This is a genomic window from Micromonospora sp. DT228 (assembly GCF_049841595.1).
Lineage (GTDB): Bacteria > Actinomycetota > Actinomycetes > Mycobacteriales > Micromonosporaceae > Micromonospora.
The window spans coordinates 1-940 of the sequence record NZ_JBNCKO010000052.1; the positions used below are offsets into that span (position 1 = coordinate 1).

The 940-nt window shown below is 67.6% G+C and carries 1 protein-coding gene; it reads right to left on the reverse strand.

Going from position 1 to position 940, the window contains the following annotated elements; translation table 11 throughout:
* Positions 1 to 21 precede the first annotated feature (21 nt).
* Positions 22 to 858, reverse strand: a complete 837-nt coding sequence (locus ACLQ29_RS35360; RefSeq protein WP_425775700.1) for an IS5 family transposase — start codon at positions 856 to 858, stop codon at positions 22 to 24.
* Positions 859 to 940: the final 82 nt, after the last annotated feature.

Genomic DNA, 940 nt, shown 5'->3' on the forward strand with positions numbered 1-940 from the left:
AGAGCGCGTTTCACTTTGCTGTCAGTCGGGTGTGTTGAAGGTGAGGCGTTGTTGGCGGGTGGCGGGTTCGCCTCGGGTGAGGCGGCGGAGCATGCCGCCGAGGGCGGCCCATCGGATCATGGCCTCTGACGTTGCGCGGTGGGTTTCGTAGTCGCGGGCCAGGCGGCGGTGGGCGGTGATCCAGGCCAGGGTCCGTTCCACGACCCAGCGGCGGGGGTGTACGACGAAGCCTTTCTGGTCGGCGGGTTTGCGGACGATCTCGACGGTGGTGCGCAGCAGGTCGCGGGCCCAGTCGACGAGGCGGCCGGCGAAGCCGGTGTCGGCGAAGACGTGCCGGATCGGGGTGGCCGCGTAGGTGGCGAGTAGGGCTCCTTTGGCGCCGTCGCGGTCCTGCCAGGACGCGGCGAGGACCCAGACGGTGACCAGGAGTCCGAGGGTGTCGGTGACGATGAACCGTTTCCGGCCGTTGATCTTCTTCCCGGCGTCATAACCGCGGGAGTCCCGCGGCACAGTGTCGGCGCCTTTGACGCTCTGGGAGTCGATGATCCCCGCCGTCGGCTCCGGGTCACGGCCGTGAGCCACCCGGATCTGTTCACGGAGTTCGGTCAGGATCCGCTCGGTCACGCCGCGGCTGTTCAGCCGCGTGAAGTGCGCGTACACGGTCTGCCAGGGCGGGAAGTCGACCGGCAGGTACCGCCACGCGCAACCGGTACGCACCACGTACAAGATGGCGTCGATGACGGCCCGCCGGGGATGCTTTTCTGGTCTGCCCATCCACTGCGGAGACGGCAGCATCGGCTCGATGATCTCCCACTCGGCGTCGGTCAGGTCAGAGGGGTACCGCCGCACTCGATCCATACCTATCCATCGACCGAGCCAGGCTCATCGGTCGGACCCACTGTGCGACACACCCGACCAACCCACAAACCAAACGCGCTCT

What these genes read in the sequence shown, in the direction of transcription:
- ACLQ29_RS35360 (WP_425775700.1), bottom strand. Translation starts at nt 858, where the DNA reads ATGGATCGAGTGCGGCGGTACCCCTCTGACCTGACCGACGCCGAGTGG.